Here is a 2,788-nt window from a genome sequence, read left to right as displayed (position 1 = left end):
CATTCCCGGAGTTCCCCATGACTATCACGCGCAACCCGTTTGACGCGGGCGGCTACTCGCTCGCTGAGATGACGCAGGCCATCAACATCCTGCCCAACCTCTACACACGCCTCGGCCAGATCGGCCTCTTCCGCTTTGAAGGCGTCACCCAGCGCTCGATCGTCATCGAACAGCGCCAAGGCGTCTTGAGCCTGCTGCCCTCGGTCCCGCTAGGCGCGCCTGCCACTGTCGGCACGCGCGAGCAGCGCTCGATGCGCAGCTTCGCCCTGCCCTGGATCCCGCATGACGATGTGATCCTGCCCGCCGATATCCAGGGCATGCCCGCGCTGGGCCTATCCGATGCGGCTGACCCGCTGGTCGAGGTGATGAACCGCAAGCTGACGCTGATGCGCCGCAAGCATGCCCAGACCCGCGAATACATGGAGATGAACGCTCTCAGGGGCATCGTGAAGGACGGCGCGGGCACGACCCTCTACAACTACTTCACCGAATTCGGCATCGAACAGATCTCGGTCGACTTCGTCTTCGGCACCGCCGGAACGAACATTCAGGGCAAGGTCCGAACCGTCCTTCGCGGGATTGAGGACAGCCTTCTCGGCGAGACCATGACCACGGCGCACGCGCTGGTAAGTTCGGAGTTCTTCGACAAGCTAATCAGCCACCCGAAGACCGAAGAGGCGTACAAGTTCTTCTCCGCCACCGGCGGTCAGCCGCTTCGCGAGGATATGCGTCGGGCCTTCCCCTTCGCAGGGATTCTCTTTGAGGAATATAACGGTTCGGTCACGCTCTCAAACGGCACTTCGGAGCGTCTGATCCCCGCGGGCGAAGGCATCGCCTTCCCGCTTGGCACCTTCGACACCTTCACCACTTATGGCGGACCGGCCAACTTGCTGGAGACGGCCAACACCGTGGGCCTGCCGCTTTATGCGCGGCAGATGATGGACACTAAAGGCCGCTGGATCGATCTCATGACCGAGGCTTCGATCCTGCCGGTGAACAAGCGCCCGCGGCTGGCAATCCGGATCTTCAGCTCGAACTGAGGCCGCTGAGATATGACGGTCTTTGCCGTGGCCCTCGATCTGCTCTTCGCTGATCCGAACCTCGCCCACGAGGCTTGGCATCGTGACAGCGAAGGGCAGTTCACCCGCATCCGCATCATCATGCGTCGTAGTGATGATGTGACCACGTTTGGGGCCGCGCGTCTGGTGTCAGAGACTATGCGCTTTGATGTGCGCGTCTCGGAACTCCCCGCGCCCCGCCCCGATGAACAGATCCTCATTGGAGACGAAACCTTCCTGATCCAAGGCGAGCCGATCCGCGATCGGGAGCGCTTGATCTGGACAATAACAGTATCACTGGCTTGAAACATGAAACCTGTCCGAGCGACAGCATCAATCGTCGGCCGCAGCTGCTTCAATAAGCTCTCTAACCTTTTCAAAGGTATCCGGGGCATCGTTCGAGCCTGATGACCTTAGCTTGAGCTGGGGAGTATTGATCTTCAACGACCAGGAAAATCCATCACAAACTTCGAGATTATCGTAATGCTTTCGCCAATCTGAAACACCGATGCGTTGGAGCGATCGGATTACGACTTCCCATTTTGGGTTCTGTGGCGTGAGCACGATTGGCTCTTTGAGAAGCCCAGGCATGAAATTCAATTCAAATACAATGTAAGGGGGCTGCATCAGTGGCTCCAAAGGCTTTTTCCTTGGGAAAGCTTAAACTCCCCATGCACTCACGCAACAACGCAAGTTTTTCACCATGCAAAAGCGTTCCTACAGGCTCTGATGAAACTCAACCTCTCAGTCACCGGTGACATCGTTACCGCGATGCGCGCCGAAATCCTCGCTGGCGAAAGGGCCGTGACCAAGGCCATGCGCGTTGCAGGCGCGGGTCTCAAATCCGACTGGCGCGCCCAGATCACGCGCGCCCGCCTTGGACAGCGGCTTGCCAACACGATCAGGTCCAAGACCTATCCCGCTGCGGGCGAAAGCCTCGAGGCGGCCGCGCTCATTTGGTCCAACGCACCCCAGATCATCGGGGCGCATGACACGGGACCCTTGATCAGGTCGAAAGACGGGTTCTGGCTTGCCATCCCAACGCCAGCGGCCGGTAAGGGCACGCGCGGCAAGGCGCTCACGCCCGGCGAATGGGAAAGGCGGCGCGGGTTGCGCCTTCGGTTTGTCTATCGGCGGGGCGGTCCAAGCCTGCTCGTTGCCGACGGGCGGCTGAACAGCCGTGGGCTGGGCGTGGCATCACGATCCAAGACTGGGCGTGGACAGAGCACGGTGCCGATTTTCCTCTTGGTGCCGCAAGTAAAGCTTTCGAAACGGCTGTCTCTGGCGCGGGACGCCGAACGCGCGCAGGCAGCGATACCAGGATTGATCGTGGCGAACTGGATGAAACAGCTTAACGTTTAGCGTTCAACGCTCTTTCGACAAATGTCTCTGCGTCACCGACGGTAACGATTTCTTCGGCCTCAGCATCCATAATTTCGAGCTGAAATGCTTCTTCGAAGAGCATGATCAGCTCAACTTTATCGAGGCTGTTAGCGTCAAGATCCTGAATGAAAGAGGTCTCGTGCGAGAGTTCTTCCACGCTGAGATCAAATTTATTCGCCACAATTTCGCGAACAGTAACTTCAGATGCGCTCATGGTCAGGCCTCCTCTAGCGGGAGCGATTACCTCCGCGCAGTGCGTACATCGACCTAGTCGCCCCTGAGAAAAAACTCAATGCCCACCACCCGCGAAACCATCCTGACCGCCCTGGCGGACCTGCTCAGGACGA

General features: G+C 58.9%; 5 protein-coding genes. 3 read left to right on the top strand and 2 right to left on the bottom strand.

The window, feature by feature from the left end; translation table 11 throughout:
- Positions 1–17 precede the first annotated feature (17 nt).
- Positions 18–1,040 carry a major capsid protein gene (locus AC4GMC_RS18095; protein ID WP_487877015.1) on the top strand — a complete coding sequence of 341 codons (1,023 nt, stop codon included), beginning with the start codon at positions 18–20 and terminating at the stop codon, positions 1,038–1,040.
- Positions 1,041–1,052: 12 nt separating this feature from the next.
- On the top strand, positions 1,053–1,364 hold the full coding sequence (locus tag AC4GMC_RS18090) for a head-tail joining protein (RefSeq protein WP_487877016.1): 312 nt from the start codon (positions 1,053–1,055) through the stop codon (positions 1,362–1,364).
- Between the two features lie 27 nt (positions 1,365–1,391).
- On the opposite strand, the gene AC4GMC_RS18085 is transcribed toward AC4GMC_RS18090, so the two are convergent.
- Positions 1,392–1,685 (bottom strand): hypothetical protein, encoded by a 294-nt coding sequence (locus AC4GMC_RS18085; protein ID WP_487877017.1) that lies wholly within the window; start codon positions 1,683–1,685, stop codon positions 1,392–1,394.
- A gap of 102 nt (positions 1,686–1,787) precedes the next feature.
- On the opposite strand from AC4GMC_RS18085, the gene AC4GMC_RS18080 reads away from it, so the two are divergent.
- Positions 1,788–2,420, top strand: a complete 633-nt coding sequence (locus AC4GMC_RS18080; protein ID WP_490391499.1) for a DUF6441 family protein — start codon at positions 1,788–1,790, stop codon at positions 2,418–2,420.
- Here AC4GMC_RS18080 and AC4GMC_RS18075 read toward each other — a convergent pair.
- Positions 2,410–2,655, bottom strand: coding sequence for an acyl carrier protein (locus AC4GMC_RS18075; RefSeq protein WP_487877019.1), 246 nt, complete (start codon positions 2,653–2,655; stop codon positions 2,410–2,412). The genes AC4GMC_RS18080 and AC4GMC_RS18075 overlap by 11 nt on opposite strands.
- Positions 2,656–2,788 lie beyond the last annotated feature (133 nt).

Source organism: Thalassobacter sp. (assembly GCF_982993085.1).
Note: the sequence above shows the minus strand (reverse complement) of the source record. Positions and strands in the feature narration are given on the sequence as shown.

What these genes read in the sequence shown, in the direction of transcription:
- AC4GMC_RS18095 (WP_487877015.1), top strand. Translation starts at nt 18, where the DNA reads ATGACTATCACGCGCAACCCGTTTGACGCGGGCGGCTACTCGCTCGCT.
- AC4GMC_RS18090 (WP_487877016.1), top strand. Translation starts at nt 1,053, where the DNA reads ATGACGGTCTTTGCCGTGGCCCTCGATCTGCTCTTCGCTGATCCGAAC.
- AC4GMC_RS18085 (WP_487877017.1), bottom strand. Translation starts at nt 1,685, where the DNA reads ATGCAGCCCCCTTACATTGTATTTGAATTGAATTTCATGCCTGGGCTT.
- AC4GMC_RS18080 (WP_490391499.1), top strand. Translation starts at nt 1,788, where the DNA reads ATGAAACTCAACCTCTCAGTCACCGGTGACATCGTTACCGCGATGCGC.
- AC4GMC_RS18075 (WP_487877019.1), bottom strand. Translation starts at nt 2,655, where the DNA reads ATGAGCGCATCTGAAGTTACTGTTCGCGAAATTGTGGCGAATAAATTT.